Origin of the sequence: Pseudomonas sp. PvP025, assembly GCF_017832155.1 — a bacterium.
Classification (GTDB): Bacteria; Pseudomonadota; Gammaproteobacteria; order Pseudomonadales; family Pseudomonadaceae; genus Aquipseudomonas.
In genome coordinates this window covers 5,640,439-5,665,944 of record NZ_JAFIBJ010000001.1, presented here as the reverse complement: position 1 = coordinate 5,665,944, position 25,506 = coordinate 5,640,439, and the positions used below count along the sequence as shown (strand labels likewise).

33 protein-coding genes are annotated in these 25,506 nt (G+C 59.3%); 27 read left to right on the top strand and 6 right to left on the bottom strand.

Features of this window, described 5'->3' with window-relative positions; genetic code table 11:
* Positions 1-163: 163 nt before the first annotated feature.
* The 3 genes from JOE32_RS24900 to JOE32_RS24890 all read right to left on the bottom strand — a co-directional run bounded on the left by JOE32_RS24900 (position 164) and on the right by JOE32_RS24890 (position 3,922).
* Complete coding sequence (locus JOE32_RS24900) at positions 164-958, bottom strand: DNA adenine methylase (protein ID WP_209990229.1); 795 nt, start codon at positions 956-958, stop codon at positions 164-166.
* Positions 959-1,115: 157 nt separating this feature from the next.
* The gene (locus JOE32_RS24895; RefSeq protein WP_209990226.1) at positions 1,116-2,165 is read right to left on the bottom strand and encodes a phage portal protein; all 1,050 of its coding nucleotides are present in this window, start codon (positions 2,163-2,165) and stop codon (positions 1,116-1,118) included.
* Positions 2,165-3,922, bottom strand: a complete 1,758-nt coding sequence (locus JOE32_RS24890) for a terminase ATPase subunit family protein (RefSeq protein WP_124435144.1) — start codon at positions 3,920-3,922, stop codon at positions 2,165-2,167. Before JOE32_RS24890 ends, JOE32_RS24895 begins: the two co-directional genes overlap by 1 nt.
* 155 nt (positions 3,923-4,077) lie before the next feature.
* Here JOE32_RS24890 and JOE32_RS24885 point away from each other — a divergent pair, with 155 nt between their 5' ends.
* The 14 genes from JOE32_RS24885 (at position 4,078) to JOE32_RS24825 (ending at position 10,912) form a co-directional block, all read left to right on the top strand.
* Positions 4,078-4,908, top strand: a complete 831-nt coding sequence (locus JOE32_RS24885) for a GPO family capsid scaffolding protein (protein WP_122484443.1) — start codon at positions 4,078-4,080, stop codon at positions 4,906-4,908.
* A 40-nt stretch (positions 4,909-4,948) separates the two neighbouring features.
* A complete protein-coding gene (locus JOE32_RS24880) occupies positions 4,949-5,971 on the top strand; it encodes a phage major capsid protein, P2 family (RefSeq protein ID WP_057704545.1) in 1,023 nt (340 codons plus the stop codon).
* A 4-nt stretch (positions 5,972-5,975) separates the two neighbouring features.
* Positions 5,976-6,677, top strand: coding sequence for a terminase endonuclease subunit (locus tag JOE32_RS24875; protein ID WP_209990223.1), 702 nt, complete (start codon positions 5,976-5,978; stop codon positions 6,675-6,677).
* 98 nt (positions 6,678-6,775) lie between these two features.
* On the top strand, positions 6,776-7,072 hold the full coding sequence (locus tag JOE32_RS24870) for a hypothetical protein (protein WP_209990221.1): 297 nt from the start codon (positions 6,776-6,778) through the stop codon (positions 7,070-7,072).
* Complete coding sequence (locus tag JOE32_RS24865; protein ID WP_209990217.1) at positions 7,069-7,530, top strand: head completion/stabilization protein; 462 nt, start codon at positions 7,069-7,071, stop codon at positions 7,528-7,530. The genes JOE32_RS24870 and JOE32_RS24865 overlap by 4 nt, the downstream gene beginning before the upstream one ends.
* Positions 7,530-7,742 (top strand): tail protein X, encoded by a 213-nt coding sequence (locus tag JOE32_RS24860; RefSeq protein WP_209990213.1) that lies wholly within the window; start codon positions 7,530-7,532, stop codon positions 7,740-7,742. Before JOE32_RS24865 ends, JOE32_RS24860 begins: the two co-directional genes overlap by 1 nt.
* A 27-nt stretch (positions 7,743-7,769) precedes the next feature.
* Positions 7,770-8,123 carry a putative holin gene (locus tag JOE32_RS24855; RefSeq protein WP_019818195.1) on the top strand — a complete coding sequence of 118 codons (354 nt, stop codon included), beginning with the start codon at positions 7,770-7,772 and terminating at the stop codon, positions 8,121-8,123.
* A gap of 1 nt (position 8,124) precedes the next feature.
* Positions 8,125-8,403, top strand: coding sequence for a phage holin family protein (locus tag JOE32_RS24850; protein ID WP_065932284.1), 279 nt, complete (start codon positions 8,125-8,127; stop codon positions 8,401-8,403).
* The gene (locus tag JOE32_RS24845; RefSeq protein WP_209990210.1) at positions 8,400-9,245 is read left to right on the top strand and encodes an N-acetylmuramidase family protein; all 846 of its coding nucleotides are present in this window, start codon (positions 8,400-8,402) and stop codon (positions 9,243-9,245) included. Before JOE32_RS24850 ends, JOE32_RS24845 begins: the two co-directional genes overlap by 4 nt.
* Positions 9,242-9,445 carry a hypothetical protein gene (locus JOE32_RS24840; protein WP_200648175.1) on the top strand — a complete coding sequence of 68 codons (204 nt, stop codon included), beginning with the start codon at positions 9,242-9,244 and terminating at the stop codon, positions 9,443-9,445. Before JOE32_RS24845 ends, JOE32_RS24840 begins: the two co-directional genes overlap by 4 nt.
* Positions 9,442-9,885: an Rz-like lysis system protein LysB gene (lysB, locus tag JOE32_RS24835; protein ID WP_209990207.1), complete on the top strand. Its 444-nt coding sequence runs from the start codon at positions 9,442-9,444 to the stop codon at positions 9,883-9,885. Before JOE32_RS24840 ends, lysB begins: the two co-directional genes overlap by 4 nt.
* On the top strand, positions 9,791-9,985 hold the full coding sequence (gene lysC, locus JOE32_RS25080; protein WP_241194446.1) for an Rz1-like lysis system protein LysC: 195 nt from the start codon (positions 9,791-9,793) through the stop codon (positions 9,983-9,985). The genes lysB and lysC overlap by 95 nt, the downstream gene beginning before the upstream one ends.
* On the top strand, positions 9,982-10,464 hold the full coding sequence (locus JOE32_RS24830; RefSeq protein WP_209990205.1) for a phage tail protein: 483 nt from the start codon (positions 9,982-9,984) through the stop codon (positions 10,462-10,464). The genes lysC and JOE32_RS24830 overlap by 4 nt, the downstream gene beginning before the upstream one ends.
* Positions 10,454-10,912: a phage virion morphogenesis protein gene (locus JOE32_RS24825; RefSeq protein WP_209990202.1), complete on the top strand. Its 459-nt coding sequence runs from the start codon at positions 10,454-10,456 to the stop codon at positions 10,910-10,912. The genes JOE32_RS24830 and JOE32_RS24825 overlap by 11 nt, the downstream gene beginning before the upstream one ends.
* Before the next feature lie 7 nt (positions 10,913-10,919).
* Here JOE32_RS24825 and JOE32_RS25075 read toward each other — a convergent pair whose 3' ends face one another.
* Positions 10,920-11,723, bottom strand: coding sequence for a DUF4145 domain-containing protein (locus JOE32_RS25075; protein WP_245229118.1), 804 nt, complete (start codon positions 11,721-11,723; stop codon positions 10,920-10,922).
* A 178-nt stretch (positions 11,724-11,901) separates the two neighbouring features.
* Here JOE32_RS25075 and JOE32_RS24815 point away from each other — a divergent pair, with 178 nt between their 5' ends.
* The 13 genes from JOE32_RS24815 (at position 11,902) to JOE32_RS24755 (ending at position 24,461) form a co-directional block, all read left to right on the top strand.
* Positions 11,902-12,480, top strand: a complete 579-nt coding sequence (locus JOE32_RS24815) for a phage baseplate assembly protein V (RefSeq protein ID WP_209990199.1) — start codon at positions 11,902-11,904, stop codon at positions 12,478-12,480.
* Complete coding sequence (locus JOE32_RS24810; RefSeq protein ID WP_014717558.1) at positions 12,477-12,821, top strand: GPW/gp25 family protein; 345 nt, start codon at positions 12,477-12,479, stop codon at positions 12,819-12,821. The genes JOE32_RS24815 and JOE32_RS24810 overlap by 4 nt, the downstream gene beginning before the upstream one ends.
* Complete coding sequence (locus JOE32_RS24805; RefSeq protein ID WP_209990194.1) at positions 12,818-13,729, top strand: baseplate assembly protein; 912 nt, start codon at positions 12,818-12,820, stop codon at positions 13,727-13,729. The genes JOE32_RS24810 and JOE32_RS24805 overlap by 4 nt, the downstream gene beginning before the upstream one ends.
* Entirely contained in the window at positions 13,729-14,430 is a 702-nt protein-coding gene (locus JOE32_RS24800) for a phage tail protein I (protein ID WP_209990191.1), read from the top strand. The genes JOE32_RS24805 and JOE32_RS24800 overlap by 1 nt, the downstream gene beginning before the upstream one ends.
* Positions 14,427-16,313, top strand: a complete 1,887-nt coding sequence (locus tag JOE32_RS24795) for a phage tail protein (RefSeq protein ID WP_209990188.1) — start codon at positions 14,427-14,429, stop codon at positions 16,311-16,313. Before JOE32_RS24800 ends, JOE32_RS24795 begins: the two co-directional genes overlap by 4 nt.
* 4 nt (positions 16,314-16,317) lie before the next feature.
* Positions 16,318-16,713 carry a phage tail assembly chaperone gene (locus tag JOE32_RS24790; RefSeq protein WP_245229116.1) on the top strand — a complete coding sequence of 132 codons (396 nt, stop codon included), beginning with the start codon at positions 16,318-16,320 and terminating at the stop codon, positions 16,711-16,713.
* 105 nt (positions 16,714-16,818) lie between these two features.
* Complete coding sequence (locus tag JOE32_RS24785) at positions 16,819-17,988, top strand: phage tail sheath protein (RefSeq protein ID WP_200648182.1); 1,170 nt, start codon at positions 16,819-16,821, stop codon at positions 17,986-17,988.
* A gap of 57 nt (positions 17,989-18,045) precedes the next feature.
* Complete coding sequence (locus tag JOE32_RS24780; RefSeq protein WP_209990186.1) at positions 18,046-18,561, top strand: phage major tail tube protein; 516 nt, start codon at positions 18,046-18,048, stop codon at positions 18,559-18,561.
* A 49-nt stretch (positions 18,562-18,610) separates the two neighbouring features.
* Positions 18,611-18,946 carry a phage tail assembly protein gene (locus JOE32_RS24775; RefSeq protein WP_209990184.1) on the top strand — a complete coding sequence of 112 codons (336 nt, stop codon included), beginning with the start codon at positions 18,611-18,613 and terminating at the stop codon, positions 18,944-18,946.
* Positions 18,947-18,954: 8 nt separating this feature from the next.
* On the top strand, positions 18,955-19,074 hold the full coding sequence (locus JOE32_RS24770) for a GpE family phage tail protein (protein WP_082430453.1): 120 nt from the start codon (positions 18,955-18,957) through the stop codon (positions 19,072-19,074).
* On the top strand, positions 19,064-22,750 hold the full coding sequence (locus JOE32_RS24765) for a phage tail tape measure protein (RefSeq protein WP_245229114.1): 3,687 nt from the start codon (positions 19,064-19,066) through the stop codon (positions 22,748-22,750). Before JOE32_RS24770 ends, JOE32_RS24765 begins: the two co-directional genes overlap by 11 nt.
* Positions 22,751-22,755: 5 nt before the next feature.
* Entirely contained in the window at positions 22,756-23,196 is a 441-nt protein-coding gene (locus JOE32_RS24760; RefSeq protein WP_124435138.1) for a phage tail protein, read from the top strand.
* Complete coding sequence (locus JOE32_RS24755; protein WP_209990180.1) at positions 23,193-24,461, top strand: phage late control D family protein; 1,269 nt, start codon at positions 23,193-23,195, stop codon at positions 24,459-24,461. The genes JOE32_RS24760 and JOE32_RS24755 overlap by 4 nt, the downstream gene beginning before the upstream one ends.
* A 52-nt stretch (positions 24,462-24,513) precedes the next feature.
* Here the strand turns inward: JOE32_RS24755 and JOE32_RS24750 are convergent, their stop codons facing one another.
* Entirely contained in the window at positions 24,514-24,672 is a 159-nt protein-coding gene (locus JOE32_RS24750) for a hypothetical protein (protein ID WP_164487813.1), read from the bottom strand.
* A gap of 490 nt (positions 24,673-25,162) precedes the next feature.
* On the bottom strand, positions 25,163-25,483 hold the full coding sequence (locus JOE32_RS24740) for a helix-turn-helix transcriptional regulator (RefSeq protein WP_209990176.1): 321 nt from the start codon (positions 25,481-25,483) through the stop codon (positions 25,163-25,165).
* Positions 25,484-25,506 lie beyond the last annotated feature (23 nt).

Here is a 25,506-nt window from a genome sequence, read left to right as displayed (position 1 = left end):
ACTTATATATTGATCCTTATTTTGTTGGCGGGCACTTTATCAAAAATGTTTTTTTGATATTACACAAGTTCATCCCGCAGAACCTCGCCAAACACTTAAATCTTTCACATAAAGAACAAGCCGCCCTCAGGCGGCTCATTATCAAACTAAATCTGTAATTGGTTTAAAATAATCCACCTAGTACTTTTGGTTCCCAATTCATGATTACCAACTCTCCACTAATTTCGGCTTTCCCCTGCCGCTGGTTCGCCGTGCTGTAACGGATGTCCACCGTTTCAAAGTGAAACCCCTCAAATACCCGCCGGATATCAGGGTGATCGTTGATGCACACCATCACCTTGCCTTTGCAACGTCGCATGAACTCGGCCATCCGCTCGTAGTTTTCGAAGGGGAAATCTACGCCATAGCCTGCGGTCTGCCAGTAAGGCGGGTCCATGTAATGGAAGGTATGCGGCCGGTCGTAACGTTCGGCGCATTCAAGCCACCCCAGATTCTCGACGTAGGTACCAGACAGCCGCTGCCAAGCTGCAGACAGGTTCTCCTCGATCCGCAGCAGGTTAATAGCCGGCCCTGTGGTCGCGGTCCCGAACGTTTGCCCGCTGACCTTCCCCGCAAAAGCATGGTGCTGTAGGTAGAAAAACCGCGCCGCCCGCTGGATGTCAGTGAGCGTCTCTGGCCTGGTCATCTTTTGCCATTCAAATACCTGACGTGAGCTGAGCGCCCACTTGAACTGGCGCACGAACTCTTCCAGGTGGTTCTGCACGACACGATACAGCGTCACCAGGTCGCCGTTAATGTCGTTGAGAACTTCAACCGGCGCAGCCTGTGGACGCATGAAGTAAAGCGCGGCGCCGCCAGCAAAGACCTCGACATAGCATTCATGGGGCGGAAACAGTGGAATTAGACGATCTGCCAGGCGGCGCTTGCCGCCCATCCACGGGATAATAGGTGTGCTCATAAGTGATCCTTGTTTTGGAAATTGGATTCGCTTAGGCTTCGCACCCCCTGCGCAGTGGGGCGAGGCCTTGGTTGGAGCACTCGGCGTGTTCGAGTGATTCAGCGTCGAACCGGTGTTGACGCACCGGTTCGTCGCCTCGTTTACTGCGCAGGGGGTTTTAAGCCCCTACGGGAATTTCATAAGGTTTGAAGCGCACGACCTCCTCCCCAAGCCAGTCATTCACCTGCGCCATACGCGCCTGAATCGGCTCCAGTTCATTAGCCGCGTAAATCTGCGCCGCCTCCCTGATCGACCCAAACCCGCCTGCGTTTTGCGGCACGATGCCCATCAACTGCGGCGGGATACGTAAGCTGGCCAGGACGTCGTCGCGGGTCTGATTTTTGATCGAGTTGAATTCGTCTTTGGCCGTCACTTCACTGACAGGAATGATCTGCAGCCCGTCTTTTTTGCCGTTCGGCGAATACACAAACAGGTTGCGGAAGTTGCCAGGCCCCTTGGAGTCCTTCAGCGCCTTGCGTAGGGAGTCGACGTCCGCTTCGTTCTGCGCGGCGTCGGTCATGTAAAGAATGAAACCGGCATGACTGCCGTTCTCGTAATACTTGCGACGGAAAAGCGTGGCTGACTCATTCAGCAATGCCGACTGCAGGGCGCTGATCCACTCGGGCAGGCCGTAGACTTCCTGATGCAGATCCGCCTCCCGCAGATGGAAAACGGTGCCTGGCTCAAATTCATGCTCTTGCTTCCAGCCCTGGACCATGAACTGCCGGCCGTCCTTGCCCTGGCGCATGTACTTCGCCAGGGGTGGAACCAGCTCGCGCACCGGACCAAGCATTGAGCGCCGGGCCTCCAGATAACCGTTTCCAAGGCACAGGAAGTCCAGAGCGAACTGTTCGAACGCCGCGCGCGATAGCAGCCGATGCGGGATGAAGGTCTTGCTCAACAGGTTGCGCTTGAACATTAAGCCCGAGTGCAGATGCACGCTGGAGCCCACCGACCGTGCCAGCCCATCCAAAGACAGCGGCGGCTCGTACCAGCGCCCGTTAAACCAGCACTCCAGATAATCGAACACCTCCCAACCGCTCAGTACGGGTGACGGGTCGCCGAAGCTGAACGCCTCCATCTTGCTGTCACTGCGCGGGATAAACTCTTGCGTTACCACGCCGGGTGCCTGAGCCAGTTGCTTGTTATTTCTGCGGCGGTTCGACATCAAAAAATCTCCATCCGCCCGGTATTGGCAGAGGTCTGCCCCTCCAGCGGTTCGTTGTGCAATGCGTGAAAGAGCGCCCATGCCAGATCGGCGTGGCCGGTGTTGTCGTTGCGGCCGGCGGTGTAAGTAAACTGGCGGCCGCCGGCGGTGATGGTTTTGCGGATCGCCATCAGCGACTGCGCCATGTCAGTCCAGCCGGCGTCGAACTCCAGCCGGCCCCGGTGGATCACGTCGTAAGCCTTCAGCACCAGGCGCGTCTTAACCTCGGGCGAATAGCTGAACGTGGTGACATTGGGGAAGAATTGGCGCACCAGCTGCGCCACGCCGCTGCCCAGGCCGGTGACGTCGATCCCGATGTACGTCACCCAGTAGCGGTCGCAGACGGCTTTAATCACGCTGGCCTGCGCCGCGAAGTCCATCCCACGGAATTGGTGACGTTCCAGCACCCGGAACTTGCCGCCCGGTACCAGCGGCGGCGCGACCACCACCAGGCCGGAGCAGTCGCCGGTTTCCGCAGGGTCATAGCCCACCCACACCTGACGATCACCAAACGGGCGCATGGCAAACGGCTTGTAGTCCTCGGCCCATTCGACCCAGCTGTCAACCATGCACGGCTGTAGCACCGTCAGCGGGAAAATGCTCGCACCGTCGTCAACGAACTCGCACATCAGCAGGTTGGCGAACGCCTCGGGGCTGTACTCGCGGCGCAGCTCTTCGATGTCGAACAGGTCGCATCCGCCCTGCTCAGCGTCGAGAATGGTGACGATCTGGCGCCACAACCGGTCCTCGCAGAATCGCCCTTGCTGGAGCGCGCCATGGGAAACATCGACCTTGGTGTGCTGCGCCGCCGGCTTGCCCTTGTTGAAGCGCTCCCCAGTCCAGAACGTGTACGCCTCATGAGCCATGGTCGACGGCGTCGAGAAGTAAGTTTTGCGCCACTTCTTGTGCATCGCCATACCCGACGCGACTTTGTTCAGCTCTTCGAATTTGAACGTCCAGAAGAATTCGTCAAAGTAGAAATTGCCGTGATAGCCCTGGGCGGTGCGCGCATTGGTACCGAGAAAAAACAGCTCGGCGCCATTGGGCAAAACGATGGGATCGCCGGTCAGCTCGACACCAATGACCTCGCGGGCGAACGCCTGGATGTACCCGCGAAACAGGTACGCCTGGTTCTTCGAAGCCGATAAGAAGATCTGATTGCGACCCGTCTCCAGCGCATCAATGAACGCCTCGCGAGCAAAGTAGTAAGTGGCGCCGATCTGCCGGCTTTTGAGGATGACGCGAGTGCGCTGGTTTCCCGCCCGATACCAATCTTTCTGGTAGTCGAAACACCCATCGATAAACGCTTCGCGCAGCAGCTCGATCTGGTCTTCGCTGATGTCGTTTTTTGGCGTCTTCTTCTTCGGCCCTTCGTTGCGCTTGGCAAGGTTGGGGTTGAGTTCGGTTTCGGTACCGCCCCCCTGAAAACGCTGAATACGCGCCTGGCGCTCCAACTGCCGGTGCAACAGGTCAATTTCCTTGAAGTCACCGCCGCTCTTGCCTTCCTTGAGGATCAATTGCACCAGGCGCGCTTCCAGTGCGCCCCCAATCCGCTCAACGTTGTCGGCCCGGTCCCACTCGTCACGGGCCTTCCAGCTGTGTAGCGTTTTTTCCTTTTCGCCCGTAGCCTCGGCAATCTCGCAGATACGCCAACCCATCCAATAGAGAAACTTGGATTGGCGTCTGGGATCGATGGGGAGCAGTTCGGTCGTAGTCATGGCCGCGATGCTGCCGCTCTGGCCTGCGACTCAGTAGCGCCGCCCCTTGTAGATCCGCCCTCTACAATCTCGTCCCGTTGCCGCAACTCGCGCGCGTCACGACCATGCCCCTCATTGCAACGCACTTAGCGCCCAACGCATTGAGGATTCCAGGCATGAAGAAATTTCGCAGTAATTGGTTCCGTGTCGCCGTCGAGGGCGCTACCTCGGACAAGCGCACCATCAAACGCAGTTGGCTGGAACAGGCGGCGAAAAACTTCAACCCATCCACCTACGGCGCCCGGATCTGGCTGGAGCACTTCCGCAGTTTGCTGCCAGACAGCCCGTTCAAAGCCTACGGCGACGTGCTCGCGGTCAAGACCGAAGAAGTTGAAATCAACGGTCAAAAGAAGCTGGCCTTGTTTGCACAGGTCGAGCCGACGCCCGACCTGATCGCTATGAACAAGGCCAAGCAGAAGATTTACACCTCCATCGAAATCGACGACAGCTTCTCGGATACGGGGGAGGCGTACATCGTCGGCCTGGCTGTGACCGATTCCCCGGCCAGTCTGGGCACCGACGTGCTGTCCTTCTCGGCGCAGAAACCAGAATCCAGCCCATTCAAGGACCGCCACTACTCAGCGACGTCGATGTTCACCGAGGCCGTGGAAACGGAACTGCGGTTTGAAGAAGTCGAAGACAAACCCAGCCTCAGCGCCCAGCTTTTCAGCAAGGTTCAGGCGCTGCTGGGCGGCAAACAGGCGAAGGACGATGCAGAGTTCGCCCAGATCGGCCAGGCCGTCGAAGCGATCGCCGACCACGTCAAAGACCTGCCGGATCAAATTGCCGCCGAGAAGAAATTCTCCGGTGAACTGAACACCAAGGTCGAGCAGCTCAGCAGAGACCTGGTCGAGCTGAAAACGACCCTCGGCAACACACAAGACCACTCCCAAGCCCAGCGCCCACCGGTAACCGGCGGCGGCAAACAAGCCCTGGCTGAATTCTGACCTGCGGCCTCAACCGCCCAGCCCCCTATCGGAGACACCCATGCGTAACGACACTCGAAAACTCTTCACCGGCTACCTCGCCCAAGTGGCACAGATCAACGGCGTCGAATCGGCCACCGCCACGTTCAGCGTGGACCCGACTATCCAGCAGCGACTGGAAACCAAGATTCAGGAATCGAGCGAGTTCCTGACCAAAGTCAACGTCATCGGCGTCGACGAACAGGAAGGCGAGAAGGTCGGTTTAGGCGTCGGCGGCACCGTTGCCAGCCGCACCAACACCAAGGTCAAGAAGCGTGAGCCCAGCAGCATTGGCACCCTGTCCAGCGACAAATACCGGGCTGAGCAGACCGACTTTGACACCTACGTCAGTTACAAGCAGCTCGACGCCTGGGCGAAGTTCCCTGACTTCCAAACTCGTCTTGCCAGCGCAATTGCCCAACGTCAGGCGCTCGACCGTATCCAAATCGGTTTCTACGGCACTTCGGCCGCCGAACAAACCGACCGCACCGCACACCCATTACTGGAAGACGTCAACATCGGTTGGCTCCAGCAGTACCGCACTCACGCGCCTGACCGAGTGCTGAAAGAAGGTGCCGTCGCCGGCAAGATCACTATCGGCAAAACCGGTGATTTTAAGAACATCGACGCCTTGGTCTACGACGCCATCCAGCTGCTTGACCCCTGGTATCGCCGTAACCCCGGCCTGGTAGTGCTGACTGGTCGCGAGCTGGTCCACGACAAGTTCTTGGCCTTGGTCAATAAGGACCAGGACGCGACCAATACCCTGGCGAGCGATCTGATCATCTCGCAACGCCGCGTCGGTGGCCTGCCCCTGTACGAAGTGCCGTATATGCCGGAAGGCGCCATCCTCATCACCACCTTCGCCAACCTGTCGGTGTACTGGCAGATCGGTGGGCGCCGCCGCTACCTCAAAGAGGAGCCGGAGTGGAACCGCGTCAGCAACTTCGAATCGTCGAACGAGGCCTATGTGGTCGAGGAATACGGCCTTGGTTGCCTGCTGGAAAACATCACCCCGGTCGAAGAAGCCGGCAGCGAGGGTTAACCCCATGGCACTCAGCATCGCTCAAGCACACCAGCGCCGCGCACGCGCGGCCATGGAGGCAGCTAAAACGGCACCACAGCAATCCATGGCCGGTGCCACTGCCTACGAGCACCAACTGAATCAGCTGCTGCAGGACCGCTTGCGCTTGAAGGCCATCCAGTCCAACGAAGGCAAGGCCGCACTCAAACTGCAACTGCTGCCTGAGTACATCCCGTATGTAGAGGGTGTGCTCCAGGCTGGCAACGGCGCCCAGGACGACGTGATGACTACCGTCATGATCTGGCGCATCGATGTCGAGGACTACAGAGGCGCCCTGGACATTGCCGACTACGTGCTCAAGCACAAGCTGATCATGCCGGACCGTTTCGAACGCACTACCGGATGCCTGGTGGCGGAAGAAATCGCCACTGCAGCACTGAAAGCTCAAAAGGCCAATGGTTCTTTCGACTTGGCGATCCTGCACCGCACGGTAGAGCTGACCAAAGACGAGGACATGCCCGACCAAGCCCGCGCCAAGCTTTTCCTGGCGACCGGCCGCGCCACCCTGAATGGCATCACCGCCGAGGAACCCGGTCAACCGGGGCAGATCCAGGCGGGCATTGATTTGCTCAAGCGCGCCATCGAGTTGCACGACGGATGCGGCGGCAAAAAAGATTTGGACGGCGCCGAACGCCTCCTGAAAAAACACGCTGCCACCGGCAGCTAACCGAGCGTCCCCACGCACCCCGCCGGCTCGGGGCGGATCGGCCAGGCCGCTCCTCCTGAACGTGAAGCCCCGACCACCGGCGATCTATCGGAGCCGTCATGAACACCGTCTTTGCCAATCTCTACCAGAGTGCTTTCACCCCTACGGAATCCGAACGACGCATGTCTGCAGCGGCTGAACAGTACGTCGCTGAAACAGAGGCATACGACCGCACCGTCTGCACTGGCCCCGTCATATGCGGCGCCATCATGCCTGCCAACTCGCACGAACGGGGCCTTTCGAATCGCAAAGCTGTGCGGGCGTTTGACTACCTCTGCACGCAACATCCCGAACTCACAACGCAGCAGATCCGGCGTGAGATTACCCGCGCGGACAGCCGGGGTCCTTCCCTATGAGCGCATTTGTAGCCAGCGGCACCGCCGCCAGCGGCCACATCAACACCGACCCGTTCTGGCCGTCGATTGACCTGGATAGCTTGCGCGCCACCCTGCGCATCGACTCCAGCGTCACACCGGCCCGCTTGGAAACCGCCGTAATCGCTGCCGCTATCAACCTCAACCGCGAGCTGAGTGACTGGCGAACAGCTCAACAGGCAGCTGGTTACGCCACCCTGGATACCGTACCAGGTGATCGGATTGAAGACGTATCTGTGCAGGCCCACCTCTACCGTCGCGCGATCGAGGCTGCAACCGGAGCCGAAGTATGCGAGCGCTACCGCGATTACAGCGCCACCAACACCGGCAACAAACAGGCCGAAGAGGTCGCCCCCACCATCGACGACTACCGCCGCGACCTGCGCTGGGCCATCCGTGATTTTCTCAGGAAAAACCGCACCACGGTGGAGCTGATCTGATGACCGTCGCCGTCCGCGCCAATCAAAACGACACCGTCGACGCCCTGTGCTGGCGGTATTACGGCCGAACCGCGGGCGTCACCGAAGCGGTGCTGCAGGCGAACCCCGGCTTGGCAGACCACGGCCCCGTCCTGCCGCAAGGTCTCGTTATCAACATGCCCGAAGCCCAGACCAGCGCGTCACAACGGCAGATGGTGAACCTATGGGACTGACCCACTGCTACCAAGGAAACCCACACCATGGCTGATCCGACTTCCAGCGTTGTGTCCGGCCTGCTCATTGGCTTGGGCCTGGCAAGCGTCACGCCAGTCATCGACGACGGGGCGCTGTTCGGCGCCATCCTCGGCGCTTGGCTGGTCACCAGCACCAAGCGCGACCTCAAGGTCTGGCAGCGCCTGGGCTCTCTGTTCCTATCGGCCGGGGTGGGCTACCTGTTCGCCCCCATGGCCTTGCAAGCAATCCCGTTCATCACCAGCGGCGGTAGCGCCTTCCTCTGTGCCCTGGTGGTCATCCCGATCAGCATCAAACTGATGGTGTGGGTGGAAAAGGCGGACATCTGGGACATCTGGCGTCGCATCCGAGGGGGCACCTGATATGCCGAACATCGAACTGGCCGTGCAGTTGATCGCGGCAATCGCCTACTTGCTGAGCGCTCTGCGCCTGGCCTGTTACACCCGAGGGGATGCGCGGTACCGGCGCAGCATCTCCCTGCTGGCAAGCCTGTTTGGCGGAGTGCTCTGCATCTGCGGTCTGGAAATCCTACTGGACCGTCAGCCGACGAGCTTCGGCCAGGCCGCAGCCATCGTGCTGCTCTGCATCCTGATTTTCCGTTCACGCGGCAACGTCGCCGCCCTATTGAGGCCCAGTGCATGACCACCACCCTTCGCCACGGCGACCGCTCGCAGGCGGTGCTTATTCTGCAAAAGAACCTCAACAGGTACGGTGCCAACCTGGTACCTGACGGCCACTACGGTGACGCCACCGAGATCGCCGTACGCGCCTACCAGTTGAAAGTTGGCTTGGTAGCCGATGGCGTTGCCGGTACCAAGACCCAATCCAGCCTGGCAGGCGGCGACTGTGCCCAACTGCTGCGCAACCACGACCTGGTAACCGCTGCTGAACGCCTCGGCGTGCCGCTGGCGACTATCTACGCCGTCAACGAAGTGGAATCGAAAGGCAAAGGCTTCCTGGAAAACGGTAAGCCGGTGATCCTGTTCGAACGACACATCATGTACCGACAGCTCGCGAAGGTTCGACACCCTGGCGACGATCCGGCGGAAGTCAAGCGCCATGCCGATGAACTCGCCGCGACCAATCCCGCCCAGGTCAACCCGAAGGCCGGTGGTTACATCGGCGGTACCGCCGAGCACCAACGCCTGGCCATGGCCCGCCAGATCGACGACACGGCCGCACTGGAATCGGCGTCCTGGGGCGCCTTTCAAATCATGGGCTACCACTGGCAACGTCTTGGCTACGCCAGCGTGCAGGACTTTGTGGCGGCAATGAGCGCCGGCGAATCGCAGCAATTCGACGCCTTCACCCGCTTCATCGAGACGGACCCGGTGCTGCACAAGGCCCTGAAGGCCCGCAAATGGGCCGAGTTTGCCCGTCTCTACAACGGCCCGGACTACCTGCGCAATCTCTATGACACCAAGCTTCAGCGCGCATATGAGCGGCACGCCAGCTGCGAGTGCGGGCAAGGGGTGGCGGCATGATCGACTTTGAAGCGGTTCAAAAACTTAGGGTGCAGGACGGTGACCTTTTGGTGGTACCGGAATCGACCGAACAGGAAGACATGGTGCGGCTAGCCGAGTGCATCCAGCTGATGAACAACGCAAGGGCGGTAATCGTGCGCGGCCCAATTAAACAGCTCGACACCGCTGCCATGAACAAACATGGCTGGTACCGGGCGTGAGCACCCTGCGCCAGGTTCTGTACGGCATCGTGCTGCTCGGCGCCCTGGCGCTGCTGATCTGGGGCCAGCAACAGCGCATAGACGCCGCCGAGGGCAAAGCCGCGCGGGCGAATGACGCCGCCAAAACGGCCCGCGAAGACGCGAACCGCAACCTGGCGACCGTCAACACTCTCGCCACCACCCTGCAGCAGGAGCGCGAAAGCCAGTCCGCTCTGCGCGCCCAGCAGGATCAACTGCGCCAGGCCCTGGCAAAGCGCGCACGAACCATAGAGGAACTCAAACGTGAAAACGACGAACTACGCGACTGGGCTGCTCGGCCTTTGCCTGACGCTGCTCGCCGGCTGCGTGAACGCCCCGCCCTCACCGGCGCCGCAGCTTACCGTGACTGGCTGTCCGGCCGTGGTGCCGTGCCAGCTGCCGGCGACAAGCCCAGCCAATAACGGCGACCTACTCAACGACGAAGACCGCGCCGAAGCCGCCTGGGCCGATTGCGCAGCACAGGTCGACATGGTCTACAAACACCAGCAGGCCCACCCATGAACAAGCCCGAAAGCCTGCGCGCCCACCTGCTGGCCACCGTTGCCGACTTGCAGCACAACCCCGACCTTTTGCTGATCTTCATCGACAACGGCAAGGTGCGCTGCACCGCTGCGGCGACCCTTTCTTTTGAGTACAGCTACGATCTGCAGATCATCTTGACCGCCTTTGCGGGTCACCCTGACAGCGTCATGCTGCCCGTACTGGGGTGGATCAGCATCAACCAACCGGAGCTGCTGGAAAACTACGAAAAAATGCAGACCGGTATTCAGTTCGAAGCCGACATTCTTGATAAAGAAAAAGTGGATCTGGGCCTTACATTGCGGCTGACGGAACGAGTGGTGGTAGGCACGGATGATCAAGGTAAAACCACTGTTCGCCATGTCGGTGAGCCACAACGAGTGGCTGGTTATCTCGATCCGCGTTGGATACCGGGTTCCCAAGGCAACGCCAGCGAATGGATGGCTCACGATGACAAATAAGCTGGAAGCGCTTGAGACCTGGGCGTCCGGCCTGCTTGAGCAGCTGCAGCCAAGTGCGCGCAATCAGCTCGCCCGCTCCATCGGTCAGGAACTGCGGCGCAGCCAACAAAAGCGAGTACTGACACAGCAAAACCCGGATGGCAGCAAGTTCGCACCACGGAAAAAGCGGGACTTGCGAGGCAAGCAAGGCCGTATCCGGCGTAAGGTTGAGATGTTCAAAAAGCTGCGTACCACGACCTACATGAAGGCCCGAGGCGACAGCAATGCGGTTACCGTAGGTTTCACCGGGCGCATTGCTAGGATCGCCAGAGTTCACCATTACGGATTGAAGGACCGCGCGGAGCGCGGCGCTATAGAGGTGCGATACGACCGACGTGAACTATTAGGCTTCAATGAAGAAAGTCTGGATTTAATCAAAGACAGCCTACTAGCTCACTTAGCGCAATAAGAAATTACTATTCTTGCTTTCCGTCCCTATTTTTAATTGCCTCTAACGCAGACAAAGGTAGAGCCTCATAGACTTCCCTTACATGTTTCGGCTCCGAAATAGTTCTTTCAACAATAAGATTTATCAACTTAAACAGCATTGTGGCGGTATCTTTATTGTCACGCAAATCGATCTGTCCGGGATGCACTGCGCTGTTGCCAATTACTCTTACTACATCTAGCGCCTGCTGAACGCGTGTATCGAGCCCAGAAGCGACAAGGGCCTTGATATCTTTATTGATATTTTCTCCAGGCTGACCAAGTTCTTTACACAATTTTTGAATAGCGAGTCTCAGTAGCGCTGCTGCACCTCTAGGAGACTGTTCCAATATCAAACTGGCCTCTTCATAATCCTTACGTATATCCTCTGACATATCAGGATTCGCCGGAATACTGATTCCAGTTTGAGGATATATAAGCCGATCAGATATCCAAAATGCAACGCCATCACAATTGAAGCACTTACTAACATGAGCATTGAATAAGTCCACCTTCACAGACTCATACCCGTTTTTTTCCTCAGAAAAAATATCACCTGCCGCCATCCTATATAGCCATTTTACAAATCCTTTGTGCGCTGCTTCGTCTTCCGGAGATTTAGCCGTGTACCCATCAGCGTAATGAGGAATTTCGCTCTTTGTTATTAAGTGGGGAAGCGGTGCATCCTGCGTTTTGGCATCCATTAAAACCCTATACCAAAATTGTTTAGCAAGCGCCCCACATCTAGGACAATTAAATGCTGTTTCCGCAATAGATGGTGTTACGTACTTCATATTCACCCCCCAAAAAAAACACTGACGGCAAAAAAATAGACGTTCGATACTTCTTTTTCTGCCACTAACAAGCTTCCTCGCTATCAATATACACCTGTCCCGAGTTAGCGCTTGTAGCTGACCTTCTCACAAGCCCAGCAAGATGCAGTCTCGCGTGTGTAGACCCACCATCGGCGCCATGAACGATCTCGCCGCCCTCTCTCGACTGCTCGAAAACCTCATCCGCTTCGGCGTCATCGCCGCTGTGCAGATGGAGCCCCCGCGTGTGCAGGTCACGACCGGAACACTGACCACCGCCTGGCTGCCCTGGCTGGCGTTGCGCGCCGGGTCTGATCGCGAGTGGGACCCGCCGACCCTCGGCGAGCAGGTGATCCTGTTCAGCCCATCCGGCCAACTCGCCAACGGGATCGTCGTGACGGGCGTGTTCAGTGACCACATCCCGGCCAACGGCAACCGCGAAGGCCTGCACCGTCGTACCTACGCGGACGGCACGGTGATCGAGTACGACAGCGTGGCCCACCATCTCAACGCCACGCTGGCCGACGGTGGCACCACCAATCTGATTAGCACCGGCGGCATCAACCTGGTCGGCGACATCACACACAAAGGCGACTACATCCAGACCGGGAATCAGACCGTCACCGGCCGAATCGACGTTTCGGAAGACGTCGTCGCGGCAAAGGTGAGCCTGGTAAATCACCTGACCTCTGGCGTTAAGCAAGGCAGCGATCAATCTGGGGTGCCCATCGCATCATGAACCGACACACCGGCGGCGCCATCAGCGAGCGCGAGCACATCAGTCAGGCGATCACCGACATCCTGACCACCCGCATTGGCACGCGTGTAATGCGCCGCGAATACGGCAGCTTGGTGCCCGAGCTGGTGGATCACCCCTTCAACGACGTCAACCGTCTGCGCGTTTATGCAGCCACGGTCATGGCCCTTATGCGCTGGGAAACCCGCATCAGCCTGAGCCGTGTGCAGTTCGCGGGAGCAAACATGCAGGGCCAGGCCTCGATCGATCTGGAGGGCACGGTGGTTGATACCAATGAGCCGTTGAGCCTCAGCGTGCCGCTGCAGCTGGGAGGCAGTGTATGAACAGTTTCGCCGCCATCGACCTCAGCCAGCTGCCGCCGCCGCAGATCGTCGAGCAGATCGACTTCGAACAGATCCTGGCCGAGCGAAAGGCCTACATGATCAGCCTCTGGCCGGCCGACGAGCAGGCCCAGATCGCGGCACGCCTGGAGATAGAGTCGGAGCCGCTCACCAAGCTGCTGCAGGAAAACACCTACCGCGAGACCGTATGGCGTCAGCGAGTCAACGAAGCATCGCTCGCCAACCTGCTCGCCACCGCGCGGGGCACCGACCTGGAACAGCTGGCCGGCAACTTCAACGTCAAGCGCCTGGTGATTCAGCAAGGTAAAGCCAATGCGGTCCCGCCTATCCTCACGTTGATGGAAGGCGATGACAGTCTGCGCGAACGTGCGCAGATGGCCTGGGAAGGATTGAGCACTGCCGGCCCGCGCAACAGCTACATCTTCCACGCCAGGGCAGCGGACGGCCGCGTGGCCGACGCCACCGCCGAAAGCCCCTCGCCTGCCGTAGCCGTGGTCACAGTCCAGTCATTGCTGGGCGATGGCACGGCGCCCCCCGAGCTGCTTGCCGTCGTCAACGCTTACCTGAGCGACGATGACCGCCGGCCGGTGGCCGACCGTCTCACCGTCCAGGGCGCGCAGATCCTGAATTACCAGGTCAAGGCCAAGCTCTATCTGCTGTCGAGCGGCCCGGAGTCGGAACCTATCCTGGCTGCTGCAGAACAGCGGCTGCTGGCCTACGTTCATCAACGGCGCCGCTTGGGCATGGAGGTCTCGGAATCGGCCCTCCATGCCGCGCTCCACGTCGAAGGCGTGCGCAAAGTCGAACTGGAAGACTGGGTAGACATCGTCGCGACCAAGGCTCAAGCACCTTATTGCACCAGCATCACCTTAAGCCGAGGCGTTGAGTGATGGGTGTGCAGCAGCTGCTACCGGGAAACGCTACGCCGCTGGAACGTCAGGCGGCACAGGCGCTCGCACAGATCCAGCGCGTCCCTATTCCGTTGCGACAGCTTTGCAACCCGAACACCTGTCCCGTCGACCTGTTGCCCTATCTGGCTTGGGCTTTCTCCGTTGATCGTTGGGACAGCAAGTGGACCGAAGCAGCGAAACGCGCAGCTATCCGGTCATCACACTACGTCCACTCGCGCAAAGGCACCATCGGCGCTTTGCGCCGCGTTGTGGAACCGCTCGGCTACCTGATTGAAGTGCTGGAGTGGTGGCAAACCACGCCGAACGGCGTACCGGGCACGTTTGCCATCAAGGTGGGCGTGCTGGAAACCGGCATCACCGAGGAGATGTATCAGGAGCTGACCTGGCTGATCGACGACGCGAGGCCCGTTACGCGTCACCTGACTGGCCTGGCTATCAGTCTTGAAACCACCGGTGGCATCAACATTTTCGCGAGCACATACGACGGCGATGAAATCGACGTTTATCCGCCGGTCCTCCGAGACATCGTTACCACAGGCTTAATCGGCGCACCTGGACGCGAACACACCATCGACACGCTCGACATTTACCCGCCAGTACCAGGGGTTATCAACCTCAAGTGCTACATCGGCGCCGCTGGTCGGGAACACTCCATCGACACACTGGACATCTACCCATGATTGATCCCAACTCTCAGTTCTTTGCGATTCTCACCGCTGTCGGTGAAGCCAAGCAGGCCAACGCGGACGCGCTGGGCATCCCCTGGAAACTCACCGAAATGGGGGTGGGTGATGCGAATGGCACCGACCCGATCCCAGACCGTAACCAGAAGAAATTGATCAACGAGCGCCGCCGTCGGCAGTTGAACAAACTGTCGATCGATCCTGCCAACGCCAACATCCTCATCGCCGAACAGATCATTCCGGCCGACGAGGGCGGGTGGTGGATTCGGGAGATTGGACTGTACGACGGTGACGGAGACCTGGTCGCAGTGGCGAACTGCGCCCCCAGCTACAAGCCGCTGATGTCTCAGGGCTCCGGCCGGACGCAGGTGGTGCGCATGAACTTCATCGTCTCCAGCGCGGCAAACGTGGTGCTGATGATTGATCCGGCAGTGGTGCTCGCCACTCGCAAGTTCGTGACGGACTCCATCACTGACGCCATCAATCAGCAGGATGTGAAGCAGTCGGTGCTGGTAGCGACCACCGGCCCAGTAGTCCTGGCCGGTGCGCAGACTATCGACGGCGTGGCGGTGCCGGTGGGTTCGCGGGTGCTGGTGAAAGACCAGGCGCAGGGCAAAGACAATGGCTTATACCTCACCACCGCCGAAATCTGGACCCGTACTGCTGATGCCGATATCGGCGTGGAGGTGACGCCTGGTTTGTTGGTTCACGTTGAGCGCGGCGCCGCCAATGGCGACACGCTCTGGCAGTTGATCACTGACGCGCCGATTGTGTTCGGCACCACGCCTCTTTCGTTTCAATGGGCAGGTGGGCAGAACGCCCCGACCCCACCGGTTAATGACCGATCGAAGCGGGTGGCGAACACCGAGACAGTACGCAATCAGATCGAGAGCCCACTCCAGCAGTTCCCGGTGCACGTATTCCGCAAGAACCGGTTGATCAACGGTGCATTCCAGATATGGCAGCGGGGCAAGTCAGGCGTCGTCGGAAAAGCCAACGGCGACCCCGAAAGCACGTTCGGCCCGGACCGCTGGATGATTTACAGCCCGAAAAACGCCACATGCAACTGGAGCCAACTGCCGCTCGAGCAGGACGCCAATATCAACGAGGCAAAATTTGCCCTGAGACTTTCGCGCCAGGGTGAAGGCCAGGGCTGGAACCTGAGTCAGCGCATCGAGAACGTCGAAACGCTGGCTGGCGGGAAGGTGACCGTCTCGTTCTATATGAAAACCAGCGTTCCACATACGTGCGCAGTGATTCTTCGTCAAAACTTTGGGGTGAATTCAACCGAGCCGAACGTGGATGTGGGCACCTCGGTGGAGCTGACCACGGTATACAAAAAGTACGTCGTTACCCTCGATCTGGGTGGGGTGGTGAACAAGAACAAAGGCGTCGCCAACGACTTCCTGGAAGTTATCTTTGCCAGCTGGGGGACTGGTGCCCACTACACGGACATTACCAACGTTCAGATCGAGCCTGGCAGCGTGGCGACTCCGTACGATTACAGGACGCACCAGGAGGAGTACCGCGCATGCCTGCGCTACTTCGAAAAGTCGTTCCTGCAGGATCATCCCCTCAAATCCAACAACGGGCCGTCCAGCTGTATAGCCACCTTCACGCAATCCGCCGCAGCGCAGGCCTCACAGTCAGCTTTGCGTATGGAATTCCGGGAAGTGAAACGTGTGGTGCCTACGTTGAAATTGTTTTCACCTGGTGAAAATTCGTCGGAGATCTGGGCGCAATCCTCTGTAAAACCCTGCACTGGCACGAATATCCAGAGCTTATGGGCGACAGGCTTTGCGCTTTCATGCCTGCCACCCGCCGGGTCCATTCCAGGCTATACCCTGCAAATTGAGTGGACCGCCGACGCGGAACTTTGAGGTAATGACGATGAATGATGTTGCGTACAAATTTACTCCTGCAGGTGTTCAGCGACTGACTGATCAGGTGTTTGTCCCAGAGGACATGGGCAACAAGGACTGGGTGTCGTACTTGGAATGGGTGGCCGATGGCGGTCAAACTCTACCCAAGTCGACCGCTGAAGAAGCGGCCATGGAAGAGCGCCGCTGGCGAGACTTGGAACTTCAGGGTGTCGCGTGGCTTCGCGAGCGCCACCGGGACCAGGCCGAGCTGGGTGGCGAGACAACCCTCACCGCCGACCAATATGGCGAACTGCTGACGTACATGCAGCAGCTGCGCGACTGGCCTCAGTCAGACAATTTTCCAGACGCCGACAACCGTCCAGTACCTCCCGCCTGGATCAAAGACCAGGCTCGATAAAACTCCCCCTGTAAACGCGGCCCCTACAAGGTGCCGCGCTCGCCCAGCCGGCGCGCGCGCGGCAACCTCTGCACTGTCATTCCATCACAGCGCAGGCACCAACCCATGGCCGATTATCTCCACGGCGTGCGGGTCATCGAACTCAACGACGGCACCCGACCCATTCGCACTATTCCCACCGCAGTTATCGGCATGGTTTGCACGGCTGAAGATGCGGACCCACTCGTTTTCCCTCTGGACACGCCCGTCCTGATCACCAACGTGCAGACTGCCGTCGGCAAAGCCGGCGTAAAGGGCACCCTGGCCGCGAGCCTGCAAGGCATCGCCGACCAGACCAAGCCCTATGTCATCGTCGTGCGGGTCAAAGAAGGTGCCGACGAAGCGGCCACTACCAGCGCCCTGATCGGCGGCACCACACCGACCGGCCAGTACACCGGCATGAAAGCCCTGCTCGCCTCCAAGTCTCGCGTGGGCATGGCCCCGCGCATCCTCGGCGTGCCTGGCCTGGACAGTTTGCCGGTGGCCACCGCACTCGGCGCCATCGCCAAAGACCTTCGGGCCTTTGCGTACGTCAGCGCCTGGGGCTGCAAAACCAAGGAAGAGGTGGTCGCCTACCGCGCGAACTTCGGCGCCCGCGAAATGATGGTGATCTGGCCGGACTTCCAGAACTGGGACACCGTCGCCAACAAGACCACCACCGCCTCGGCCGTGGCCCGTGCACTGGGCCTGCGCGCCAAGATCGATCAGGAGACAGGCTGGCATAAAACCCTGTCCAACGTGGCCGTCAGCGGCGTGACCGGTATCAGTGCCGACGTGTTCTGGGATCTGCAAAACCCGGCCACAGACGCCAACTACCTGAACAGCAACGACGTCACCACCCTGATCAACGCCAACGGCTTCCGCTTCTGGGGTAGCCGCACCTGCAGCGATGACCCGTTGTTCGCCTTCGAAAACTACACCCGCACCGCGCAAATCATCGCCGACACCATGGGCGAAGCGCACATGTGGGCTATCGACAGGCCTATGCACGCCTCTCTGGTACGCGACCTGGTCGAAGGCGTGAACGCCAAGATGCGCGAGCTGAAGTCCCAGGGCTATCTGATCGGCGGCAGCTGCTGGTATCCCGACGACGTCAACACCAAGGACACCCTCAAGGCCGGCAAGCTGTGGGTTGATTACGACTACACCCCTGTGCCCCCGCTTGAAGACCTCACCTTCCGCCAGCGAATCACCGACCGTTACCTGATCGACTTCGCCAAAGGCATCAACAGCTAAACCGGGCCTCCCCGCAAGGGGAGTTCACCCTGACCCCGTATCCCGGAGAACACCGCCATGGCAATGCCTCGCAAACTCAAAAACCTCAACCTGTTCAATGACGGCAACAGCTACCTCGGCTTGGTGAAGTCCCTCACCCTGCCCTCCCTCGGCCGCAAGATGGAAGGCTATCGCGGCGGCGGCATGAATGGCCCGGTCAAAGCTGACCTGGGCATGTCCGACGACGGCATCCAGTTCGAATGGAAGACCGGTGGCCTCGATCTGATCTCTCTGCGCCAGTTCGGCGCCGTCAGTGCCAACAGCGTGGCACTACGTTTCTCTGGCCCCTACCAGCAAGACGACACGGGCGAAGTCAGCAATGTGGAAGTGGTTGTGCGCGGTCGCCACGAAACCATCGAAATGGGCGACGCCCAGCCCGGTGAGGACACTGAGCACTCCATGAAAACCACCTGCAGCTACTACAAGCTGACCGTGGATGGCGAAGAAATCATCGAAATCGACCTGCTCAACTTTGTCGAGAAGGTCAACGGCGTGGACATGCTGGAGAAGCACCGCACCGCCATGGGCATCTGACGCGCCCGCTCAATCGAGACTCACCCTTTAATCACCAGGAGCAAATCCAATGAAGAACGAAGCCATCGAACAGCCCGACGTGCAGCAACTGGCCGACGACAACACCGTCACTCTCGACACGCCGATCCGTCGTGGCACCACCAGCATCGAAAGCATCACCCTGCGCAAGCCGAACTCCGGTGAATTGCGCGGCGTGAGCCTGGTGGAGCTGCTGCAGATGGACGTCGGCAGTCTGATCAAAGTTCTGCCGCGCATCAGCTCTCCGAGCCTCACCGCCATCGAAGTCGCCGGCATGGACCCTGCCGACCTGCTGGCCCTGAGCAGCAAAATCTCTGGTTTTTTGTTGCAGAAGTCGGCGAAGACGGATGCATCCCTCGTCGCGTAGAGGACGCCATGGCCGATCTGGCCGTGGTTTTTCACTGGGCACCGGCTGATATGGATCAGTTGGGCCTGCAAGACCTGATGGACTGGCGCGAGCGCGCCAGGGTGCGGAGTTCCAACGATGGCGAATGATCTGAGACTTCAGGTGCTGCTCAGCGCCATCGACAAAGCCACAGGTCCGCTGAACAAAATCACGGGCGGTAGCAAGGAATCCGCCCGCGCCCTCAAAGCCGCTCGCGACCGCCTGAAAGAACTCAACACCCAGCAACGCGACGTTGGCGCCTGGCGCGAACTGCAGGCCGCAACCCGCGCGACATCCGAGGCGCTCGCCGCCAACAACACCAAGGTAGGCGAACTCGCCCGCGAAACGGCCAAAGTCCGGCAGCAGCTCGCGCCGACTCAGGCGCTGTTCGACAAGTCCCGGCAGAAGGTCGACGCGCTCAAAACCAGTCAGACCGACCTCAAGCGCGAACTCACCGGGACACGCAATGCCCTGGGGTTGATGAGCGACGAACACCGCCAATCAGCCAGCCAAATCGCCGCGCTCAATACGGTGATGCAAAAGGGCAATGCCCTGACCCGAGCGCAGCACGACGAATACACCCGCCTCACAGCCGCACAGCGGGAGCGCAAGACCCAGCTGGACCAGCTCGCAGCCAAGGAAAAGGCCCTGGCTGACCGGTTCACACTCAACAACGCGCAGTTGCGCACCAGTCGTGCGGGCCATGCCAGTCTGCGCGACGAGATCCGCCGCCTGGAAAGCCCGTTCAAGGACCAGCTCGCGCTGCTGAAACAGCACACCGCCGAGTCGAAACGCTTGGGCGAGCAGTACGGCCAACAGCAGGTAAAGCTTGCCAACCTCGGCGAGCAGCTCAAAAACGCCGGCATCAACACCAATGCCCTGGGCGCGCACGAGCTGAAGCTCAAGCGCGATATCGACACCGCCACCCAAGCCATGAAATTGCAGATGGACCAACTGGATGCGCTGAAGCGCAAGCAGGACAGCCTGGCGAAGGCCCGCGCCACCTACGATAAAACCCAGAGCCTTGCTGGCAGTGTTGCTGTGTCCGGCGCCACCAGCCTTGGCGCGGGCTATGCCGCCAGCCGCCCAGTGGTGTCGGCAATCAAAGCTTTTGCCCCGAATGAGGATTCAGCCACTCAGCTCAAGGTGTCGATGATGGACGACACCGGCAAGGTCTCGGAGGACTTTCAGAGGATCACAGACCTGGCCACCAAGCTGGGCGACCGCCTGCCAGGTACCACTGCAGACTTCCAGAACATGATGACGATGCTTCGGCGCCAGGGCCTGAGTGCTAAGAGCATCCTGGGCGGCACTGGTGAAGCGGCTGCGTACCTGGGTGTGCAGCTGAACATGGGAGCGACAGAGGCAGCGGAATTCGCCGCCAAGATGCAGGACGCTACCGGAACCGCCGAAAAAGACATGATGGCCCTGATGGATACCATACAGCGTGGTTTCTACGCCGGCGTTGACCCGGGCAACATGCTGCAGGGGTTCGGCAACATCGCCCCTGTTATGGATAACATCAGAAAGGCAGGGCTCGATGCAGCCAAGGAGTTGGCCCCCCTACTCGTCATGATGGACCAGGTAGGCATGGAGGGAGGCTCAGCCGGTAACGCTTTCCGCAAGATTTTCGACGCGGGCCTTAATAAGGACAAGGTCGAAAAAGCCAACAACATTGCGAAATCCAGCGGCAAGGATATTTCACTCAAATTTACCGATGACAAGGGCAATTTCGCAGGTTTGAAAAACCTGTACGCGCAAGTAGAAAAGCTCAAAGCGTTCAATGACGAAGACCGGAAAGCGATTGTTAAGGAGCTGTTCGGTGATGACGCCGAAACCATGCGTGTTTTGAACACCATGAGGAATAAGGGTCTGGCGGGTTACGAAGAAGCCCAGCAAAAGCTGCAAGCCCAGGCTGATCTGCGTACCCGCGTCAACGAACAGCTCGGCACTCTAACCAACATCATGGAAGCCGCCGAGGGCAGTTTCACCAACGCCCAGGCAGAGTTCGGCGCTGCTGTTGCTCCCGAGCTGAAGAGCCTCATTAGCACCCTGGGCGAACTTGCCAACGGGGTTGGAACTTGGGCTAGAGAAAACCCGAAGTTGGCCGCAGGCCTGGTGAAAGTTGTGGCCGCTGTAGCAGCTGCTGCGGTGGTGTTCGGCACACTGGCCTTGACCATGGCAAGCATGCTCGGCCCCTTCGCAGTGCTGCGGTACGGCATGGCGATGTTCGGCATTCGCTTGGGCAGTATCAAAGCGCAACTAATCGGAACCCGCATCGCAGCTGCAGGCGCCGGTGTAGAGGTGGGCCGGATGGGACGAATCTGGAAGACGGTCACGGCCAGTCGCGCCGCCGGCAGCATGGTGAGTGTCATTCCAACCCTAATCAATTCTGCGCGGCTTGCGGCAGTCAGCGTGTTTCCAATGCTCGGCAGCGCCATCAGCGCGGTCGGTGCGGCCATCCTGGCAACCCCGGTCGGGTGGCTGATCGCCGCTGTCGCGGGCCTGGTCGCCGCCGCGTTGCTGATTTACAAGTACTGGAAGCCGATTAAAGGGTTCTTCCTCGGCTTCTGGCAGGGGCTCACTAAGGCCCTGCAGCCGGTCCTTGCCGGGTTCGGCAAGTTCGGCGGTTTGCTGGTCAGCCTGGCCAAAGCGACCTACTCCATTCCGGTTATCGGTTTCGCACTGCGTCTGCTGGGCAGGATCGTCCGACCGCTGTTCAACATGATCTCTTCCGGTATCAATAGTGTGATCAGTTGGTTCAGCGACCTATTAAAGCCGATCGAAGACGTAGGCGGTGCCGCGCAGTCGATGGGCCAGCGCTTCGGTGCCGCCTTTGGCAACATGGTCATGACACTGCTGCAGAGCATCGGCTCGATTGCCTCCGGGGCAGTCAACGTGTGGACCACCATCAAAGCCAGCTTTGACCAGGGCCTGGCGGGCATCCTGCAGCTGATCATCAACTTCAGCCCACTGGGGATGTTCTACCAGGCCTTCGCCGGGGTGATGAGTTACTTCGGAATGGAGCTGCCTGGGAAATTCACAGAGTTCGCCGGCATGATGATCAACGGCCTGGTCAACGGTCTGACCGCTGGCTTTGACGCTATCAAAAGCGCCATCGGGTCAATCGCGACTGGCGTAGTCAGTGTGTGGTCCACAATCAAAGCGAGCTTTGACCTGGGCCTGAAGGGCATCCTGCAACTGATCACTGGCTTCAACCCGCTCGGGCTGTTCTACCAGGCATTCGCTGGTGTGATGAATTACTTCGGCGCTGAGCTGCCCGGCAAATTCACTGAATTCGGCGGCATGATCGTCAACGGTCTGGTAAGAGGCTTGACCGCCGGGCTCGGCGCCGTGAAGGGTGCTATCAGTTCCATCGGTGATTCCAGCATCGGATGGTTCAAGGAAAAGCTCGGCATTCACAGCCCGTCGCGGGTTTTCGCTGAGCTGGGCGGCTTCACCATGGAAGGGCTGACAAAGGGCCTGGAGGGTGGACAAAAGGGGCCACTCAACGCGCTGGCGAGCATGGGCAAGCAACTCACTGCGGCCGGCACCATGGCCCTCACCGCGACAGCCATGCCGGCGTTAGCGGTCGATGATCGTCCTCCGATCAGCAGTGCGGGCACATCGACGGTTTATGACAGCCACGACACCTACCAGATCACCATTGCAGCGGCCCCTGGCATGGACATGCAAGCCATGGAGAAAAGCCTGCGCGCCATGCTCAACAAGATTGAAAACGAGAAACGCGCCCGTCAGCGCAGCCAGTTATCGGACCGGGATTAATCACCATGATGCTCAGCCTCGGCATGTTCGTATTCAGCCTATCGACCCTCGCTTACCAGGAGCTGCAGCGCCAAACCAATTGGCGCCATGCCAGCAACAGCCGAGTCGGGGCGGCACCCGCACTACAGTTTGTAGGCCGTGGCGACGACACGATCACCCTGCCCGGCATCATCCTCCCGGAACTGGCTGGCAGCGTGCTCAGCCTGGACGCTCTGCGTTTGATGGCGAACACCGGCAAGGCCTGGCCGATGGTTGAAGGTACAGGCCGGATATACGGGTTGTGGGTGATCGAAAGCCTGAGCGAGACCAAAACTGTATTTTTCAGAGACGGCACGCCAAAGCGCATTGAGTTCACCCTTACGCTCAAGCGTACCGATGATGACCGTATCGACCTGCTCGGCGCCGCGACCAGTACCGGGCTCAGCATTCTGCGGGGGCTGTTGTGATAGAGGCCGCGCTGTCCAAAGTCACCGGTTACCTGGTGGACACGGCGGAACGCTTCGTTCGGGATGCCGCCTACCCTGTCCCTGCCTTCCGTCTCACAGTGGACGGCAACGATATCGCCATGAAGGTGAGCCCGCGGCTGATGAACCTCGATCTCACAGACAACCGCGGCGTCGAGGCCGACCAGCTCACGATTACGCTGAGCGACCATGACGGCCTGCTGTCGATACCGCCCAAGGGCGCGGTGCTACGTTTATGGTTGGGGTGGAGCGACACCGGCCTGGTCGACAAAGGCACCTACACCGTCGACGAGACGGAACACACTGGCGCACCGGACGTGCTCAGCATTCGCGCTCGATCTGCAGATCTGCGTAAAGGGCTGAAGACCAAACGCGAACGCAGCTGGAGCAATACCACGCTGGGCAAGGTCATCGGCGACATCGCCATGGGAAACAACCTCACGTCGACTGTGGCCGGTGCGCTCGGTGCCCTGCCGATCTTGCAGCTTGACCAGGCCAACGAGTCGGATGCCAACCTGATTACCCGCTTGGGCGAAGAGTTCGACGCGGTGGCCAGCGTCAAGGCTGGGTGCCTGCTGTGCATCCCCGCCGGTGGCGGCAAGACGGCCAGCGGGCTCCCCCTGCCCCACATTACCCTCACCCGCGCCCATGGTGACCAGCACCGCTACTTGCAGGCAGATCGCGACAGCTACGACGGGGTGCGTGCATATTTTTACGACGTGCACAGCGCTAAGAAACAGGAAGCGATTGCCGGCGGCGGTGACAATCTCAAAGACCTGCGCCACACCTACAGCGACCAGCAGTCAGCACTCAGGGCCGCGAGGGCCGAATTTCGACGCCTGCAGCGCGGCAGCGCCACGCTCAGCTACACGCTCGCGATGGGCCGGCCGGATCTGATCCCCGAACTGACCTACACACTGCAGGGCGTCAAGGATGAGATCGACGAGATCATCTGGTACGGCGGCAATGTGCAGCACAGCCTGAGCCCGAACAGCGGCTATACAGTCAGCTTGGAGCTGGAAAGCAAGCTCCCAGAGGACAATGTTGAAGACCTGGCAGAAGAGAACAAGGGAGATTACACGGGGATTATCGCCTACTACCGCGATCAGAAAACCGGGAAAGAAAAAACAATTACTGCGGGGGATCAAACAAGGCCGAGGCGGTTGCGCTGGCTGTATGCGAGTGAGAAGACGGCCAAGCGAGCGGTAGATCGTGAGTGGAAGAGGATGCAAGCAGTAGGGGTGTGATATTCAGCACGCCGTAAAGAGAAAAACCCGGCACAGCCGGGTTCCTCAGTCATTAAGTGTTTAATAGCACAGCCATGAATCGCAGAATGTCCTTTTGCTGCTGCTGATCAAGTTGCCGGAACATCTGCAACACTAACTTTTCACGCTGATTCAGATCCTTAAATTCAACGTTGTCGGACTGCTCGGCCTGCACCTTTTTACTCGTAGACATGTGTTGCTCCCTTCAGCACATCCGAGTGCCCGGCACCAACCTAGGTGCCAACTAAAGCACCCGGAGGAGCGAGGAATTTTCAGTACGTGTGGGAATGCCACCAGCCTCCGTCACAATTTTTAGCAAAGAAATCAAGGCTTAGCGCATAACTCCTGCGCGATTTGTACGAGCTGGCTGTAGTCCATCTTAATGGCCGGTATGGACGGATCTTGCTTCGTAATGTCTTGTCCGTCTGACCAACCGCGACTCCTAGCCTGGGATCGGGCGCTTCCATTCAGTGCGTAAACAGTTCCGTCAGCCGTTCTCGCCAGTGCCTTCGGTGACGGGCCGTCGCACATGAGGTCGACGCTGCCGACAGTGAACGGCCAAGCATCGCCGAAATCCCCACTCGATACCGTCTTGACCCTCACGTCAGCGTGCACCACCACTGAAAAAAGAAGTCCGCCGATAAATATTGAAGCTCTCATTCCTTGATTCATTCCGACTGTCCCTATTGTTTTCGATTGAACGCACGAAGCAGCCTCTTCACTGCCCCTTTGTCTTCATCGTCTAGCGCCCGCACCTGTTCGACCATCTCAACTTCGTCAGAAGACAGCGTCGGTTCTGCAACAGGTAGCCGCTGACCAACGACGACGTAAAGGATGTCCACACCTCTTTCCGCAACAGCGGCGAGGTAATCAGCATCAGGACTTCGATCGCCCTTTTCGTAGTTGAACTGAGAGGTCTTTGCCACACCGGCAATAGCGGCGAAATCCGCTTGATTGAATCCCAAGCGGACGCGCTCCTCCCTCAGCCTTTCACCGATATTCAACAAAACGACCCCTTATTGAGTTG

What these genes read in the sequence shown, in the direction of transcription:
- JOE32_RS25075 (WP_245229118.1), bottom strand. Translation starts at nt 11,723, where the DNA reads ATGAAGTACGTAACACCATCTATTGCGGAAACAGCATTTAATTGTCCT.
- JOE32_RS24865 (WP_209990217.1), top strand. Translation starts at nt 7,069, where the DNA reads ATGAGCGCATTTGTAGCCAGCGGCACCGCCGCCAGCGGCCACATCAAC.
- JOE32_RS24840 (WP_200648175.1), top strand. Translation starts at nt 9,242, where the DNA reads ATGATCGACTTTGAAGCGGTTCAAAAACTTAGGGTGCAGGACGGTGAC.
- JOE32_RS24810 (WP_014717558.1), top strand. Translation starts at nt 12,477, where the DNA reads ATGAACCGACACACCGGCGGCGCCATCAGCGAGCGCGAGCACATCAGT.
- JOE32_RS24850 (WP_065932284.1), top strand. Translation starts at nt 8,125, where the DNA reads ATGCCGAACATCGAACTGGCCGTGCAGTTGATCGCGGCAATCGCCTAC.
- JOE32_RS24900 (WP_209990229.1), bottom strand. Translation starts at nt 958, where the DNA reads ATGAGCACACCTATTATCCCGTGGATGGGCGGCAAGCGCCGCCTGGCA.
- JOE32_RS24775 (WP_209990184.1), top strand. Translation starts at nt 18,611, where the DNA reads ATGAAGAACGAAGCCATCGAACAGCCCGACGTGCAGCAACTGGCCGAC.
- JOE32_RS24780 (WP_209990186.1), top strand. Translation starts at nt 18,046, where the DNA reads ATGGCAATGCCTCGCAAACTCAAAAACCTCAACCTGTTCAATGACGGC.
- JOE32_RS24750 (WP_164487813.1), bottom strand. Translation starts at nt 24,672, where the DNA reads ATGTCTACGAGTAAAAAGGTGCAGGCCGAGCAGTCCGACAACGTTGAA.
- JOE32_RS24765 (WP_245229114.1), top strand. Translation starts at nt 19,064, where the DNA reads ATGGCGAATGATCTGAGACTTCAGGTGCTGCTCAGCGCCATCGACAAA.
- JOE32_RS24770 (WP_082430453.1), top strand. Translation starts at nt 18,955, where the DNA reads ATGGCCGATCTGGCCGTGGTTTTTCACTGGGCACCGGCTGATATGGAT.
- JOE32_RS24825 (WP_209990202.1), top strand. Translation starts at nt 10,454, where the DNA reads ATGACAAATAAGCTGGAAGCGCTTGAGACCTGGGCGTCCGGCCTGCTT.
- JOE32_RS24805 (WP_209990194.1), top strand. Translation starts at nt 12,818, where the DNA reads ATGAACAGTTTCGCCGCCATCGACCTCAGCCAGCTGCCGCCGCCGCAG.
- JOE32_RS24785 (WP_200648182.1), top strand. Translation starts at nt 16,819, where the DNA reads ATGGCCGATTATCTCCACGGCGTGCGGGTCATCGAACTCAACGACGGC.
- JOE32_RS24760 (WP_124435138.1), top strand. Translation starts at nt 22,756, where the DNA reads ATGATGCTCAGCCTCGGCATGTTCGTATTCAGCCTATCGACCCTCGCT.
- JOE32_RS24895 (WP_209990226.1), bottom strand. Translation starts at nt 2,165, where the DNA reads ATGTCGAACCGCCGCAGAAATAACAAGCAACTGGCTCAGGCACCCGGC.
- JOE32_RS24885 (WP_122484443.1), top strand. Translation starts at nt 4,078, where the DNA reads ATGAAGAAATTTCGCAGTAATTGGTTCCGTGTCGCCGTCGAGGGCGCT.
- JOE32_RS24790 (WP_245229116.1), top strand. Translation starts at nt 16,318, where the DNA reads ATGACGATGAATGATGTTGCGTACAAATTTACTCCTGCAGGTGTTCAG.
- JOE32_RS24815 (WP_209990199.1), top strand. Translation starts at nt 11,902, where the DNA reads ATGAACGATCTCGCCGCCCTCTCTCGACTGCTCGAAAACCTCATCCGC.
- JOE32_RS24880 (WP_057704545.1), top strand. Translation starts at nt 4,949, where the DNA reads ATGCGTAACGACACTCGAAAACTCTTCACCGGCTACCTCGCCCAAGTG.
- JOE32_RS24795 (WP_209990188.1), top strand. Translation starts at nt 14,427, where the DNA reads ATGATTGATCCCAACTCTCAGTTCTTTGCGATTCTCACCGCTGTCGGT.
- JOE32_RS24845 (WP_209990210.1), top strand. Translation starts at nt 8,400, where the DNA reads ATGACCACCACCCTTCGCCACGGCGACCGCTCGCAGGCGGTGCTTATT.
- JOE32_RS24860 (WP_209990213.1), top strand. Translation starts at nt 7,530, where the DNA reads ATGACCGTCGCCGTCCGCGCCAATCAAAACGACACCGTCGACGCCCTG.
- JOE32_RS24870 (WP_209990221.1), top strand. Translation starts at nt 6,776, where the DNA reads ATGAACACCGTCTTTGCCAATCTCTACCAGAGTGCTTTCACCCCTACG.
- JOE32_RS24830 (WP_209990205.1), top strand. Translation starts at nt 9,982, where the DNA reads ATGAACAAGCCCGAAAGCCTGCGCGCCCACCTGCTGGCCACCGTTGCC.
- JOE32_RS24800 (WP_209990191.1), top strand. Translation starts at nt 13,729, where the DNA reads ATGGGTGTGCAGCAGCTGCTACCGGGAAACGCTACGCCGCTGGAACGT.
- JOE32_RS24875 (WP_209990223.1), top strand. Translation starts at nt 5,976, where the DNA reads ATGGCACTCAGCATCGCTCAAGCACACCAGCGCCGCGCACGCGCGGCC.
- JOE32_RS24855 (WP_019818195.1), top strand. Translation starts at nt 7,770, where the DNA reads ATGGCTGATCCGACTTCCAGCGTTGTGTCCGGCCTGCTCATTGGCTTG.
- JOE32_RS24890 (WP_124435144.1), bottom strand. Translation starts at nt 3,922, where the DNA reads ATGACTACGACCGAACTGCTCCCCATCGATCCCAGACGCCAATCCAAG.